Origin of the sequence: Ollibium composti, from assembly GCF_004801285.1 — a bacterium.
GTDB lineage: Bacteria > Pseudomonadota > Alphaproteobacteria > Rhizobiales > Rhizobiaceae > Mesorhizobium > Mesorhizobium composti.
In genome coordinates, this window is the sequence record NZ_SSNY01000003.1 from 306,485 (window position 1) to 322,971 (window position 16,487).

The 16,487-nt window shown below is 64.3% G+C and carries 1 protein-coding gene (cut by a window edge); it reads left to right on the forward strand.

What is annotated here, in order from left to right:
• Positions 1–16,458 carry the end of an LEPR-XLL domain-containing protein gene (locus tag E6C48_RS07280; protein WP_168734472.1) on the forward strand. It extends 19,239 nt beyond the left edge of the window, so 16,458 of the gene's 35,697 nt are visible here — the last part of the coding sequence; the start codon falls outside the window, past its left edge; it ends in the stop codon at positions 16,456–16,458.
• The last annotated feature ends 29 nt before the right edge of the window (positions 16,459–16,487 follow it).

Sequence of the window (16,487 nt, forward strand, 5' to 3'; positions counted from 1 at the left end):
AGCGGCCGCGAATACAACGTCATCGTCCGCGGCCCCAACGCCATCAGCCTCGGCGAGGTGTTTGGTTCCGGCGCGGTCAACACGGAATTCGACACGATCACCGTTGAAGGGCACAAGTTCAACAGCGGCTGGGACGAGGCCGGATGGAACCAGGCCAACGCCGACGTGGTCGTCTACCAGTCGGGCGGCGCCGACACGATCAACGGGCTTACCAACGGAACGGCCTATGGCGTCCTGGTGATCGATGAGAACACGATCAAGTTGCAGGCGATCGGCCAGAACCTCGTCACCGATACGGTCTCGCGCTCTGCGATAAGCAGTGCCAACGACACGATCACCTACGCGAACCACAACTTCGCCGATGGCACGGCGATCACCTATCGCGTCAACCCCGCCAAGGCGTTTGCGGGCAACTTCATCGACGCCACGGTCAGCATTCCCAATTCGGGCGGCGCCCCCTCCGTCGCCTTCGACGCGCTCAACCGGATATTCATCAAGAGCCACGGCTTCACCGCGGGCCAGGAACTGGTCTATCACGGGCCGGGCATCTCCTATGGCGGAGGTGTTTATTTCAACGGCACCACCCAGGTGGCCCTGCCGGCCGGCACCATTGTCGAAGGCCAGCATGTCTTCGTCGCCAGCAGCGGTCTGTCGACCGACTATTTCCGTCTGGCGCTCACCTCTCAGGATGCCCTCGGCTATACCGACACGAAGGGCACGGCGGACCCGGATGACGACGTGCCTCGTGGCGCGAACCCGCTTAATCTTTTCCAGGGCAGCGCGACATCGGAGCACTCCATACGAGCTGCGGCGGATGAGCCGCTTGAACTGTCCGGCGGCGGCAAGCTGGTCGACGGGCGCACCTACTACGTCCGCGACGCGACGACGAACACCTTCAAGCTCGCCGAGACATCGGGCGGCACGGCCCTCAACTTCGCGCTCGGCGCGACCAGCGGCGGCACCCACAAGTTTGCCATCGAGGGCCTCGATCTCGGCGACGGCGGCCCGTCTTCGGGCCAGGAACTGCTCTTTGATATTTCGAGCGGCCTCTCCGGCAGTTTCGACGGCATCGGCGGCGCGCTCGGCTTCGCGACTCCCTCCGGCGGGGACGGCACGGCCAGCGCGTCCTCGACCGGCGGCTCGGGCGGCGGCGTCAATGTGCAGGACTCGACCGCTATCGCGACGTCCTCCGTCTCCACCAACCTCACGGTCGCCGACGGTGCGCACCTCAAGGGCGAGACCGTTGTCATCGAGACCAACAGCCGCATGGGCGTGAGCGCCACGGCCGACGGCGCCGGCGGCGGCGGCATCCAGGTTGGTGTCGCCGGGGCCGAGGCCAGCGGCAGCAACACCTCGACGATCACCATCGGCAACGCCACCATCGAAGCGATCGCCGACCTGACCATACAGACGAAGCTGGACAGCGACGTCACCAGCCAGGCCTCGTCGGACGGCGGCGGCGGCATTGCCGTGCTTCTTGCCGACGCCAGCTCCGATCTCGATTTCGGAACGCTGATCAGCGTCAACGGCAAGCTGACGGCAGGCGGTGCCGTCAATGTCCAGACCAATGTCGACAATTTCGCCGACAGCCAGGTCACCGCCTATGGCGGCGGCTTCGGCGCGGGGACGGATATCAACGCCGACTCCTTCATCGATAACGAAACGGGCTTCAAGGGCAGCGAGATCCACCTTCTCGGCAATGCCGACGTGACCGGCAACACCGTGGCCATCAAGTCGGAGATCACCCGCCAGAAGAACCGGGCCTATACCGACACCGTCGCCGGCGGCGTCGGCGGCGCGGCGCTGGCGTCCTCGGACGCGCGCGTTTCCAGCGACAACACCGTCATCCTCGACCACGGCTCGTTCATCGTCGGCAATTCGCAGGTCCTCATCCAGGCGAAGTATGACGGAACGGACAACAACGCCCGGTCCAAGGCGCGCTTCTATGCCTTCGCCGGCTACTCGCGCGCTCGCGGCACGGCGGACCTGACGGAAAACGGCAAGATCGAGGGTCATTGGGAAGCGATCATCAAGACCGCGGATCTCGATGTGAACGTGCTCAACAGCTTCGTGGCGGCCAATCATCGCGCGAGCGGCGACGCGGGCGGCGTCTATATTGGCCCGGCGGACGACGAGCCCAACCGGAACAACCCCGTGCTCAAGCGGGAAATCTTCTGGGAGGCTCACGTCATCCTTCTGGGCGAGCCCAATCCCTATCTGCACATCGACAAGGACGGCTACATCCGCTCGCTGTCGAACATCAAGTTCCTCGGCATCAATGAAGGCAAGGGTGTCAACGACCAGCTCGAAGCCTTCGATCCGGGCAACAAGCAGGTCGTGCTGGACGATATCGTCTTCGACCGTGCCGGCGACGCAACCTTCTTCGCCAGTGCCATTTCCGGTGAGGAAGACGGCGTCATCTGGGGCAATGAGGGGCTTATCGAGAGCCAGCGGAGCTGGGATTCCGTCACCATCATCAACGAATCCGAATGGGATCTGGTCATCAACCACATCGACACCATCGACGGTGGCGCGGTGGTCAAGGTGCAGGTGGACCACATCCCCTATGATGGCGGCGATTCCAGCAACAACACCTCGAACACGGCCGGCACGGTCGGCAATACGTTCGAGTTCCGCCTGAACCTGCTCTACCCGCAAACCGCGGTGCGTATCCTCAACATGGATCACGCGCTGGAGCACCCCATCGATCCGCTTTCGGCGCCGATCTTCGGCACCACGGCCCTGAACGAGCCCCACAGCGACATCATCCTGCTGGGCGGAATCGAGAACACCTTCGGCCACACCCAGATCGTCAACGAACGCGGCAATATACGGGCCGACGAGCGCGACCAGGTGGTGAATGACACCACGGCCGGGAAGCCATCGGTCTTCAAGACGCCGATCTTCGACGAAGCGCTGATCCGCACCAACACGATCGAACTCGAGGCAAGCGGCGACATCGGCGACCAGACCGCGGCGTCCTTCGGTTCGGGCGACAGCACTCGCGCCCGCAAGGCGCTGGAAGTCGAGCTGATGCGCATCAACCATGCCGTCGGAAGCGCGGACGAGGTCGAGCTCAAGGAAATCTCGCTGACGGCCGAAGCCGGCGGTGACGCCGTGCTCGACATCACGCTGCATGACCGCACGACCAACAGCGGGCCGCTGACCGTCGAGATCGAGAAGATCACGGCGGGCGACGACGTCGATGTGGTGATCAACGACAGCAAGGCCGGCAATGCGCCCTCGACGCTGACCGGCGTGACGGTACAGACCTACGACCCGCCGAATCTGACGACGACAAAAGACCGGACCGGCCCCTACTTCCGCTATTGGAGCCCGGACGAGGACGGCGGCGCGGCCTATTACGATTTCATTGCCCGCACCCTCAACACCACGGCGACCGAGGTGGATTCGACCTACATCTTTGCCGAAGTCCGCGCCGGCGACGACATCGACATCGGCCATGTCTCGACCAACGACGTCTATCCGAACAACCTGCCCGGCGAGGAAAACCGGAGCTATCGGACCACGGACATTTCCTACGGCACCATGGATCCGGTCCTGAAGACCACGCCGATCACGGTGACGCCGGCGACGTCGTCCACGACGGTGAACTTCATCGTCTTCGGCGACGTGGACTGGTCTGCCGGCACCCCGATTGACGAGGAGGGCGGCGGCGAACAGATATTCCTGACCACCGACGGCTTCATCAAGGCGCAGGAACTGGCCGGCGACATGCTGGTCGGCCATATCCATTCGACCGACGACGATGTGACGCTTTGGTCCGGCGCGAAGATCCTCGATGCCGACGGAACCGCGACGGTGGACGTCACGGGCGTCAACATCACGATGTATTCAGGCGTTGCGACCGGCGCCTCCAATGATGCCGTCCTCGACGAGATCTTCGGCGTGCACGGCCTGAACAAGACGCCGGGCGGCCTGTCCGTCCCGACCGGCGTTCAGAACCCGTCCACCGGCGGCATCGGACTGGCGGGCGACTTCCTGGAAATCAATGTCGACCGCAACAACGGGTCCGGCGTCCTCAACGCCTTCGACAACAACGCGTCGATCACGTCCCATGGCGGCATCTTCCTCGACGAGCTGACCGGCCCGATGGAGGTCGATACCGTCTGGTCGATCGACAATGTCAGCCTGCGCACCGTCGACGGCTCGATCCGCGACGCACGCAACAACGGCCTCGGCGACAATCTTGCCAACGTGCTCGGCCAGACCGTCGATCTCGATGCCAACGGCGCCGGTGCGAACATCGGCTCGTCGGGCAACGATCTCGAGATCAACAGTTCGCGCGGTTCGCCGGCGCTCACCCTCGACGCGGCTGGCGACGATGTCGCCATGGAGGCGACGGACAACATCTACGTGACCGAGACGGACGGGCTGCTCAGGCTCGTGCTCGCCCACACCTATACCGGCGACATCCGCATCACCGTGCATGAAACGGCCGAGACGGACGAGCATCTGCACCTGGTCGACAGCGGTTCGGCGCGCTTTGCCGAAAGCACGTTCCGCAACGCCCAGCCCGACGCACCGCGTCTCATCCCGCACGGCCAGATTTTCGCCGAGAACGGCAAGGTCACGCTGCTGGTCGGCGACAATGTCTCGCTCGACTCCAACAGCGAGATCCTGGCTCGCGAAAGCATCGACATCTTCGGTGACGTGTCCGCGACCAACGGCACTATTGCCGCTCTCGCCAATCTCGACCTGGGATTCGGCACGATCATGCTGCTGCGCGGCCGCATCATCGCGAATGCCGTGGTGGTGGCGGGCAGCCAGTCCGGCGGCACGCCGGTCGGCACGGCCACCCGCCGCACGACGGCGCCGGCCTTCCTCACCCAGATCTACGGCAACACGGATGTCGACACGATCCAGTTCGGCGACGGCAGCGGTGCCGCCGGCGGCATCAGCCAGGGCGATGACGGCTACATCTTCCTCGGTTCCAAGACGCGCGCCTATGGTTCCCAGAACATCCCCGTCTACGACGCGGCGACTGGCAAATTCGTGTCCGCCGGCGATGACGGCGAGGACAGGTTCATCGTCTACTACCTGCAGGACACCGCCAGCCAGACCGGCCCGAATATGGTCACCAGCGCCGAGCACACGCTGACGCTTGACGGCCAGGCGGACACCGACACCTATCTGGTCTACACGCTGGGCTCGCAGGGCAACGCGCGCAACTACGTCATCAACGTGCTCGACACGGGCAGGGAAGACGACGGCGTGGACGAACTCTCGATCTTCGGTTTCGACAGCGCCAAGAACGGCGCCAGCTTCCAGACCGACGACATCTTCCTGCTGCGCGCGGCGGCCTACCTGCCGAACGAGACGGCCGACCGGCCGGGCTATGTGGCCCTGCTGCACGGCACGCTCGGCCCGTACCAGGACGTCGTGCAGGGCAACGAGGATTCGAACGAGGTCCAGCGGATCAACTACGACAGTGGCCTGAACGGACGGCTCACCGTCGAAGGCCGCGGCGGAAACGACGCCTTCTTTACCGACGACACCACCGTCATCACCACGCTCGACGGCGGCGCGGGCGACGATACGTTCCAGATCGGCCAGATATTCGGCGCGCAGCGGGACACGGCCGATGGCGGCCTGCTGCCGCAGGACGTCTTCCCGAACCTCGTGGCCACGACCCGTGGCTGGCTGTCGGCCGGCTCCTCGTCGCCCACGGTCGCTCAGGGCGGCACGGGCAACGACACCTTCCGCGTCTATTCCAACCAGGCTGAACTGCGCCTGGAGGGCGACGACGACAACGACCTGTTCATCGTCCGCGCATTCGCGCTCGCGGCCACGACCGATTTCGACTGGAACGGCGACGGAACGATCAACAAGGCCGACCTCGATGCCGGTGTTGCGATCCTGAAGGGCCTCGACAACGGCTCGATCACCTTCGGCAGTCTCTCGAACGGCGCGGCGCTGCAGTCCAGGATCGGCAATGTCTTCGACACCAATGGCGACGGCGGCATCAACTATCTCGACCTTCTGATCACCGACGATCCGACCGACGACGTCATCGTGCTCGACAATGAAGGCGTGGCGACGCCCCAGATCGGGCTTGGCTTCTCTGTCGCCCAGGCGCCCGACATCCGGGCCGGCGGCGGCCAGGACGAGGTCCGCTACAACATCAACGCGCCGGTCTCGGTCGACGGCGGCGCCGGCTTCGACAAGCTGGTCATCCTCGGCACCGAGTTCGCCGACGACATCGTCATCACGGCGAAGGGCATATTCGGCGCCGGCCTCAACGTGCGCTACTCGACCGTCGAGGTCGTCGAGGTCGACGGCCTTGAGGGCGACGACGAGTTCTTCGTGCAGTCGACCGCCTTCGGCGTCGCCTACCGGGTGATCGGCGGGCTCGGCTCCGACACGATCAACGTGACGGGAGACGTCACCGAGGACATCATAACCCGCGAGCTGGAAGGCGTTTCCGGCGCCGTCGATCACCTCGTCACCTCGAACGACCCGCTCTATAACGGCGTCGTCGTCGACGGCTTCGATTACAACGTCTCGACCGCGAACGAAGGCCTCGTCGTCATCAACGAGGAGGCCGCCGGCGATACCAGCTCGGGACGCACCGTCGTGCGCGAGGAGGATCAGGCTCATCAGTTCACCGACTTCTACACGGTTCGGCTCTCGCAACAGCTGACGGCCGGCCAAGTGGTCTACGTCACGGTCTCCGCGGCGCGCTCGCCGCAGGAGGAACGTACGATCAACCCTGCAACGGGTCTTCCCTACGACCTCAATCCGTCGTTCCTGACCGATGCGCTCGGCGACTCGATCTGGCTCTCGACCGATCCGCTTTCGGGCAATCACACCAATACGTATGACGGCCAGCTGGCGACGACGGCCGACGATGGCTTCATGCACAAGGTCACGATCGACGGCCACGATATGTGGATTCCCGATCGCGCCGTCGTCCTCAAATTCGATGCCAGCAACTGGAACCAGGAACAGAAGGTTTTCGTCTTCGCGCCCGACGACCAGCGCTCGGAGGGCGACCGTGTGGTCGTGGTCCAGCATTCGGTCATCTCGAATGTCGACGCCTATGACGGCGCGGATGTACGCAACGTCGAGGTTCAGGTTCTGGATAACGACACCCCCGGCGTCTATGTCCGCGAGATCGACGCGGCGGGCAATCTCGACGACCGCACCATCGTGATCGAGGGAACCGACACCACCAAGCTGACCGACCAGATCGAGCTTCGTCTGGCCAAGGCGCCCGCCGGCACGGTCGTGGTCGACATCGTGCTCAACGACTTCGCCGACAAGGCGATGAAATTCTTCAACACGAATGCGGACAGCCGCCTGACGTTGTTCGCCGATCCGACCTACGACGCGGTCAACGATCGCATGGTGGTCGGGCAGGTGACCTTTAACGCCGGCGACTGGAACGATCCGATCGCGCTCGGCGTCGAGGCGCGCGACGACTATGTCCGCGAGGATGTCCAGACGGCCGTGGTCGAGTTCGTGCGCAACGACGCACTGACCACCGATACGAACTACGTGTTCCCCAACCTGCGCTCGGGCCTGCAACTCCTCGACGTGGAAGTGCACGACAACGAGACCTCGGGTGCGGTCATCATCGAGAGCGGCACCGGCACGCAGCTGATCAAGAACGTTCCGGCCGGCAGCGGCAGGAACGACACCTATCAGATCCGCCTGACCCGCGAGCCGGACGCGACGGTTCGGGTCGCCGTCCTCACGGACGGCCTCGCCGACGTGGTCAAGATCGGTTCCACGGTCATCTCGCCGGAAGACTATGCGGTGATCGGCGGGCTGCAGGCCACGCAGATGTTCACCGGCAATCTGGTGTTCGGCACCGAGGGCGGGTTCCTGACCATCAAGCGTGGCGCTGGCTCCGATCTCGGCAGCTTCATCGATCAGGGTTTCTTCGGTGCTTCCGAGGCCGCTCATCAGGTCTTCAGCGGCAGCCTGACCTTCACCACCAGCGGCGGCAAGCTGGCGCTGAATGGTGCCGGCCTCAACACGCTGGGCTTCGCCGCGGGCGACAAGATCCGCGTCAGCGCCCCCTCGGCGAACGGCTTCGACGTCAACAATGACGACTATCAGGTGCTGAGCGTCAGCGCCACGCAGATCGTCCTGACGAAGACCGGCGTGTGGGACAAGGCGGGCGCTTCCAGCCAGCCCGTCATTCTCAGCGAGTTCGTGCCGGTGGAAGGCCAGCGGATCCGCATTGGCGGCAGCGCGGTGGCACAGCAATTGCTGAGCGGCAGCCTGACCTTCGGCACCAATGGCGCCAATCTGGCGATCACCCGCGCCGGGCTCGGCGCTCTGGGCCTTGCTGTCGGCGACCGGATCCGCATCGACGCCACCGGCGCGTTCTCCGGTAACGACGGCGATTATGTGATCCAGTCGATCGGCGCCAGCGAGATCGTCTTCACGGCGCTTGCGGCGGCCGACCCATGGGCGGCCACGGGCGCCTCGCCAACCGCCGTGTCGGTGAGCAAGCTCGTCAGCAATGACGGCGACTACCAGATCGCGTCGATCTCGGAGGACGGCAAGACCATCACCCTGACCCAGGCGGGCACCTGGAACGCCGCCGGCCAGACGGCCGATCCGGCCGTGCTCAGCGACCTTGCCAAACTGTTCTTCTTCGAAGGAACCGTGAATTACGGCCAGGAAACCAACCCGCAATCCTTCCCCGGTCAGTTCCTCGACAGGGGGCTGACCGGCGAGCAGGCTGGATGGCTCTCCGAAGGCTTCCTCGAAGGCATGTGGGTGCGCATATCGGACCTCAACGGCGTCAATCCCGACATCGAGGCCAAGATCCAGCTCATCCGCGGCGACAACGCCGGCAAGGATGCGAAGCTCCAACTGATCCATGTCATGATCGACGGCGTGGAACAGACGCTGAGTTCGACCTGGCTGGGCGACGCCACGGCGGACAACGTGCGCGTCGCACGCATCGCGCCGGAAGCGGTGTTCAGCGGCGGCGACGCTTCGGCGCCCGATGCCTGGCATCAGTTGCAGACCGTCGAACTGGCGGCCGACGTGGATTACATCGTCCCGCCGACCCGCGACGGCGTGAAGATCTTCCCGGTCTCGACCCATCTCCTGTCCAAGCTGCGCGGCCCGCTGGCCGTGGAGGGCGGCCCGGCCGGTGCCGACCGTTCGCTGACCGCCGGCGTCAAGCTGCCGGGCGAGAAGGATGCCTTCCTGATCGCCATCGGCGCGCAGCCACCGGAAAGCCAGCAGATCGACGTCCTGAACATCTTCGACGACTCCAGCCAGGCGGACGGCAACGGGGTCATGGACCAGACGACGCTGCGCGGCTTCGGCATGGCGGGCGACCTCGTCTTCAAGGGGTTGAGCGGCCCGCTCTTCGGTGAAGCTGCGGCAGGTTCCACGCAGATCGTGGTTCCCGGCGGCATCAGCTTCGGCAAGGTGAACTACGGTTCGGCCAGCGTCGGCACCGACGGCCACCAGAGCACCATCGAAGTGTTCAACCTGATGCTCGGGCAGGGCAACGACCGCCTCGACATCGGCGGCACGCTCGACCCTGCGCCGTTCGTTTCGGCCCAGAATGTGTTCGATTACAACAATGTGGGCCATGACCCGGAATATCCGGCCAATGTCACCATCCGCAGGGACGGCTTCGACTGGAAGGCACAGGGCTTCCTGCCCGGCCAGACGGTCACCATCGAAGGTGTCGCCGGCAGCTGGACTGTGCTTTCGGTCGAGGACGCATTCTATCTCGACGGCAACGGCCAGAAAGTTTCCGACGGGCACGGCGGATATTTGCGCGATCCCAACGACAACTCGATCCTGGTGCTGAGCGGCCCGGCCTTACCGGCGGGCCTGACGGGCGAACGCAAGATCGTCGCGGTCGATCCGCTGGTGCTGGAGAGGGTCGTCTATGACGTGGCCTATACGGCGACGGGCGGCATCCTGACGCGCAGGGACGGCCAGAACTGGGAGGACCATGGCTTCCTCAAGGGTCACCTGATCAACATCGGCGGCGAGAACGGCAGCTTCGATCAAGCCAGGCAGTACCGCGTCCTGTCGATCGACGGTGACGTCATGGAATTGCTGGGCGAGCCGATCGCCAGCGCCACCAACGCCAGCGCAAACATCTGGGTGCAGGGCCCGCATGGCGGGCTGACCATGGTGCATGGCGGCGGCAATTTGCCGGTCCAGACGACAGGCTCGTATCAGACCGAGACCCGCGGCGGCCAGAACATCCTGACCCGGCTCGACGGCCGCAACTGGCAGGCCGACCGCTATGTGGTCGGCCAGTTCATCCAGGTCGGCAACGAGGGCGAGACCCGCCAGATCCTCGGCTTCGGCAATGCCGCCGATTACGGGGTCGCGCGCCCCGCCGGCGAGTTCGCCACATGGGGCACGGGTTCCGTGCTGATCCTTTCCGGCCCGGATTTCGGCACGGCGGCGACCATAAGCGACGTTGACCTGCATCGTTCGATCCCGCAGCGCGTGGAAGTGCAGATCGAGGCGACACTGGTCGTCGACACGCTGACGCGTGCCAGCGGCAACTGGCTCGACGACGGCTTCGCGGCGGGGCAGGTGATCTATATCGAAGGCCTGCCGGGCGGCTTCACCATCAAGTCCGTCACCGCGACGGAACTGGTGCTGGACGGCGCTGCGATCCACGACTGCGTCATCGAAGAAGGCAGCACGATCACCGTCTACCGGATCGACCTGCAGCAAGATTCCGGTCCCGAGGTGGGCGGCGATCACTTCGTCATCGCACCGGCCACGCCGGACAGCGTGCTCGCCGGCCCGAACAGCCCGCTCGTCGTCTATGGCGACACGAGCCAGGACGGAACCTGGTATTCGGGCCGGTCCTTCGACCGGCTGGGCCAGGAATTCGGCCAGAAGCCGTTCGATCCGTTCCCGCAACTGCCGGATGAGGAAAACGAGGATAATGAGTGGGTCTTCCCGCTCGCCAACCGTTTCGTCTATTTCGGCAACGACATTATCGACGCCAGCGCGTTGTTCGCCAATCTGTACGACCAGAACGGCAACCTGACAGGCAACCTGCCGAGCGTGGGCTTCACCGCCTATGGCGGGGCCGGCAACGACCTCATCATCGGCAGCCAGGCGGGCGACCATCTGGCGGGCGGCTCGGGCGACGACACCATCTACGGCCAGGGCGGCAGCGACCACATTTACGGTGACAGCGGCTTCAACGTGAACATCCTGACCCGCGCGCTCGATGTGGCCACTTCCGACGCCAGCCCGGCGCCGACCATCGATCCGCGGCTTGGCGCCAGCGACCAGACCTTCAAGCCGGTCAAGGTCCAGACGCCGATGCGCGACGATATGGCCGCCGGCAACGACTTCCTGGATGGCAACGGTTCCATCAACAAGGACATCCCGAATATCATCTTCGGCGACCACGGCGTCGTGAAGCAATTTGTGGACGATCCCAACCTGCCTCCGGTCCTGCTGCAGAAGATCCAGACGACGGACCTGTCGACCGTGATCGAGATCAGCACGGCCGAGCCGCAAAACGGTGGCGACGACATCCTCTACGGCAGCGATATCCCCGATATCCTGATCGGCGGCAGTGGCAACGACATGCTCGACGGCCGTGAGGACGACGACCTGATCTTCGGCGACAACGTCAAGCTGACCCGCAGGGGTGGAGACGACGCCAACCTGCTGGACGACATCCAGAACCTGCGCTTCCAGACGCTCGCCGGCACGTTGCTGTATTCACGCACCGACCGGCCGGTTCCGGCCGGCGTGGATCCCCGCTATGCCTATGATGCGACAGGCGCCAATTCGCTGACCGAATACACCTCGGGCAGGCTGCTGACCGATGGCATCGCGCGCAACTACCGCGACCCGACCGGTCCGGAATGGTGGGCGGAATACGCGATCGACTATGCCCAGTACCACACCTTCGCCATCAACAATGGCGGGGCCGGTATCGGCTCGTTCGGCAACGACTATATCGCCGGCGGCGCGGGCAACGACGAAATCTTCGGCCAGCTCGGCCATGACGTGATCCAGGGCGACGGTTCGATCGACGCAGCCGTCATGGGTACCGCCCATGTCGGGGCCGCTCGCAAGCCGATTCGGCTGAGCGATCTCGACGGCCACGGCATCGATGATCCGGCAGGCGCGCTTTTCGTGGTGCCGAGCTTCGAGGCGGCCGGCGACGGACAGGACTATATCGAGGGCGGCGGCGGCCGGGATGTCATCTTCGGCGGCATCGGCCAGGACGACCTGGTGGGCGGCTCCTCGGACTTCTTCAGCCTGACGACTGCCGAAAACCGCCCCGACGACATGGACTGGATCTTCGGCGGCGCCGGACTTCGGATCGATCGCAACGATGGCTTCGATCCAACATTGGGCCAGGTTCCGGGTGCTGCCAGCTACGGCGCGGACGTCGTCACCATCGAGGACGGCACGCCGTTCGCAAGCAAGCACGGCCGCGATTCCGATGCGATCGTAGGCGACAATGGCGACATCATCCGCATTGTCGGCATCAACCACACCGACGTGAACCCGCATCCGGAAACCAATCCGTTCGGGCAGAACTACGTCACCTTCAACTACGACAATTACGGCGGCGAGAGGATCGTCGTGCGCGGTATCCGGCTGCTCGACTACACGCCGGGCGGTCCGGACTTCAAGCCGGAGGACTTCTCTCTGGTCGACCCCGCCACGACCGCGACGACCGCCGACGACGACATGCGGCCGATGTTCTCGCTTTGCTGCTGTGATCCCCATACCGGCATATGGGCCCGTTTCGACATCGGCGGTAACGACGAGATTCACGGTGAAACCGGTGATGACTTCATCTACGCAGGCGGTGGCGGGGATGTCGTCTTCGGCGATGCCGATGACGACGACATCATCGGCGGCTGGGGTTCCGACTGGATTTCCGGCGGCACCGGCGCCGACGGCGTACTTGGCGACGACGGTCGCATCTTCACAAGCCGCAACACTGCGAGCCAGTCCCTTGCCGAAAGCCTCTACGGCGTCCTGCCGCTGCGCGCCACGGATCCCGACACCAGGACCAGCCAGGGCGACGTGTTGAACGAGCTGATCCATACGCCGGGCAACGTCCAGGTCGAGTTGATCAACGTGGCGGGTGCGCTCACGAAGTCGGTCGACCTCACACCGTTCAACCTGACGGACGTAGAACTGGGCGCAGCCAATCCGTTCCTGTCCGATCAGCAATTCGCGGACGACGTCATCTTCGGCGGCCTGGGTCAGGATTTCCTGCACGGCGGCTCCGGCGACGATGCCATCAGCGGTGCGGAGGCGCTCGGGGAATCCTATGCTCCGCGCTTCGACAGCCTCGGTAATTTCGTCGGGCTGATTCGGACCGATTTCAGCCGGCCTTACAACCCCGGCGATATACTGCACTTCGGCTCCGGCGATCCGCACTGGAACGAACCCAAGCCCGTGCAGAGCCGTACCGGCGAATTCTTCCTCTACAACGAGTACGATCCGCGCCGGGTCATTCTGTTCAACGGTGACGCGGGGCAGGTCTGGAATGGACCGACGGCCGCGAATGGAGGCTTGCCAGCCATCAGCCAGGACGGCATCACCGGCGGAACGGAGCTTCTGCAGTACTTCCTTAACTGGCGCAGCGACGAGGGCGTCAGCGTGCTCGGCTATGTCGCGTTCAAGCCCGACGGCCAGACGCCTGATCCGACCGTGCCGCAGCAATACCGTCAAAGCGACGGGGACGACCGCATCTTCGGCGATCTGGGTAACGACTGGATCGTCGGCGGTACCGGTCGCGATCACATCTACGGCGGCTTCGGCAACGACCTGATGAACGCCGACGACTATCTGGGCACGATCAATCCGGATCCGCCCCATGCCAATCCGGGCCAGTTGCCCTTGCACGGCACCGACGAAAGCCCGGACACGCACTGGAGCTATGAGGACCGGGTGTTCGGTGGCGCGGGTCTCGACATCCTGATCGGCAACACCAAGGGCGATCGCCTGATCGACTGGGTGGGCGAGTTCAACAGCTACATCGTGCCATTCGCGCCCTTTGGCATCGCGACGGTCAGCCGGCAGGTGCCGCCGCATCTGTACGACTTCCTCTATGCCCAGGCGTTCTCGGACGGCGTGGATATCACCCGCTACACCGATACCGGCACGTCGAACCACAACCAGAAATACTCGAACGTCACCACCATGCAGGGCGGCATCGACGGCGAGATGGGGTTGGTGACCCAGCAGGATCACGGCTACTGGCAGAACCAGACCGGCGGGCCGACCGATCCGCAGGCCGGCAATGTTCCGGGTGGACGGCGCGACGTGCTGCGCACGGCGGCCTTCAACGACGGCACGCTCGACGTGTTCGCGGCCGACCAGGGTAAATTCGCTGTGTCCAGCGCTGCGATGTCGGTGCAGTCCGACAGCCCGACCGACCAGGCCGCGGCGGTGTTCTACGCCGACCAGTACCTGCCGGTCTATTTCGAGATCACCGCCAAGATCACTGCGGAGAAGCCGACCGGCGGCTGGAAAGCCAATTCCTACATTATCTTCGACTATCAGTCGCCGACCGACTTCAAATATGCCGGCATCAACATATCGAACGACCAGATCGAAATGGGCTATCGCGATGCGAGCGGCTGGCACCAGGTCGTCAAGTCGAACAAGCCGGTGCAACTGAAGCCGGGTACGGCCTATGACGTGCTTGTCGCCGTCAATGGCACCAATGTCACGGTGAGTGTCGCCGGGGTGAACTGGTTCAGCTACACCTTCGCGCCACGCATCGAGGACGGAGAGCCGCAGGGGCTGAACAAGGGAATGATCGGCGTCGGCAACCAGGGCTCCAAGTCCACAGTCGACAACTTCACGCTGCAGATCCTGCCGCCCGAACTGACGCTGGACTACACCGATCAGTTCGACAACGCGCAGGGACGCTTCCCGCTCGCCCCGACCACAGGCTGGACGTTCAGCAACGGCAGGCTGATAGCCAATGGCGGGGCCGCTCCAAACACGTTCAAGCTCGGCACATCGCTGGAAGCGGACTCCTATCTGGAAGTCGAAACCAAGCTGTCGACTGTTTCGACCGGCGGCATCGTTTTCGACCGCTATGCGGCGAACGACTACAAGTTCATCACGCTTGATGTCGTCAACGACAAGGTGCTGGTCGGCCATGTCAGCCCGAAAGGCGGCCTGACGATCGACGCGAGCTTCAGCAAGGTTCTCGACGCGAATGTCGATTACTCGCTCAGGCTCATCTTCAAAGGCGCGTCGGCCAGCATCCAGGTCAACGGCGGCTTCGTCGGCACTTATGGCTACAACTCGGTGCTGGTCGATGGCGAAATCGGTCTGATGACCGGCAGCGGCGCGACCTCGTTCGACCGCTTCCAGGTGCGCACGAACGACCTGTTCTTCGACACCTCTTCCAGCCTGATGGCTGCCTCGTCCGAAACGACCGGAAATGCGGTCAGTCTGACGGACGGGGCGCCTGTGGAAGCCCTGTTCGACCAGGCAGTCGCGGTGTGGAAGGCGAGCGGACGCTTCGACGAGCAGCAGATTGCGGCGCTGTCCGATGTCACCATCGACATTGTCCAGCTCGATGGCCGCACTCTTGGGCGTTACGAGAACGGTACGGTGTTCCTGGATGCCGATGCCGCCGGCAACGGCTGGTTCGTAGACCTGACGCCGGCTACCGCCGAGGAGTTCACCTGGCGCGACGGCAAGCTGGTGGCTGTCGGTGGCGGGGCGGCCGAGGGCCGTGTCGACCTTCTGTCCGTGCTGATCCACGAACTTGGCCATGGCCTTGGCCTCACCCATGAGGACGGCGCCTCCGGTGGTTTCGGTACGGTGATGGGCGAGGTGCTCGCAATCGGCGAGCGGCGTCTGCCTGCCATCACCCCCGATGCTGGCCTGAGCGTTACCGCCTTCTTCGACGAAGGACTTGGCGCTTTCGTCGGTGGCTCGGCTGGCGGGCGTGAGCAGGGGGCGGCGAGCATCGAACTGCCGCTTCCTGTCATTGGCCCGCAAGCCGTCAAGGCCACTCCGGCAAACGGTGGCAAGTCGTCCGGCGGTAGCACGACGGGTTTCTTCGACGAAGGGCTTGGCGGTTTCGTCAGTGGCTCGGCCGGCGGGCGCGAGCAGGGGGCGGCGAGCATCGAAGTGCCGCTTCCTGTCATGGGTCCGCAAGCCGGCAAGGCGACTCCGGCAAACGGTGGCAAGGCGTCTGGCGGTAGCACGACGGGCTTCTTCGACGAACAGAGCGGTGTGTTTGTTGAAGCATCGGAGTTCAAGCTGATGCGTCTCGCCAACGTCAATGGTGATGGCGCTGAGGATGCCTATCTGGTCGTGGAAGCAACCAGCGACGGCCATCGCAACGCCACCCCGGCACCGTCCGACGACAGCGGTGCGGACATCGAAGACCTCAGCGGCATGATCGAGTGGGAGGCCCGCACTGGCCTTCTGCAAAGATTGGCCGGGCTGTTCGGCAGGTCATAAGGCGCGAGTAAAACGAGGTATGCCCGGCG